Annotated in this window: 1 protein-coding gene and 1 pseudogene; both read left to right on the top strand. The window is 34.6% G+C overall.

What is annotated here, in order from left to right; all coding sequences use genetic code 11:
- Positions 1 to 244, top strand: a 244-nt coding sequence (locus ACFIM1_RS09450) for a hypothetical protein (protein WP_375609898.1), incomplete at its 5' end; no start/stop codon positions are given.
- A 72-nt stretch (positions 245 to 316) separates the two neighbouring features.
- Positions 317 to 615: pseudogene (locus tag ACFIM1_RS09445) on the top strand (hypothetical protein); the annotation flags it as partial.

Here is a 615-nt window from a genome sequence, read left to right as displayed (position 1 = left end):
CAATTTAAAAAATACAAAAAATATCAAAAAAGATAAAATATTATTTGACAATAAATACGTATTTTGTTATATAAATAACCAAGTGCTGAAAACACTTAAACATCAAGCGGGTAGATTACGAAACAATCTTTCCCATATCAAAAAACTGACTATCTTTTATGCTGTGATTAGCATATATGAGAATTTTGTCGGGTGTGGTCATGCTATACAAAACCCTATGGGGAAGGCATGCCGACGGACTTGATGCCGTGTTTTCAACACCCGGCGCCTTTTTAAGGTGTCAATTGAAAACAATATTAACATCAAGGTTTTAAATATGACAAATATATCAAACAACACCCCCGTTCTCTCTAACATTACAAATGAAACTGCATCTGTTAATAAACAAGAGCCTGCAAAAAAATATGAACTTACTAATGAAAACCGCGTTGTTAACGGTGTGACTTTACACCGCATTAAAGCTTTAAGAGACTTTGATGATGTCAAAGCTGGTCAATTGGGCGGCTTTATTAAAGATGAGAGTGATCTGTCTCATAAAGGCAATTGCTGGGTTTATGATGATGCTATGGTTATCAAAGCAAGCGTTTCCGAAAATGCCAAAATACGCAATAATGC

Source organism: Bartonella sp. AC158YNML, assembly GCF_042196725.1.
Classification (GTDB): domain Bacteria; phylum Pseudomonadota; class Alphaproteobacteria; order Rhizobiales; family Rhizobiaceae; genus Bartonella.
The sequence above is the reverse complement of the archived record's forward strand: the minus strand, read 5'-3'. Positions and strand labels throughout refer to the sequence as shown.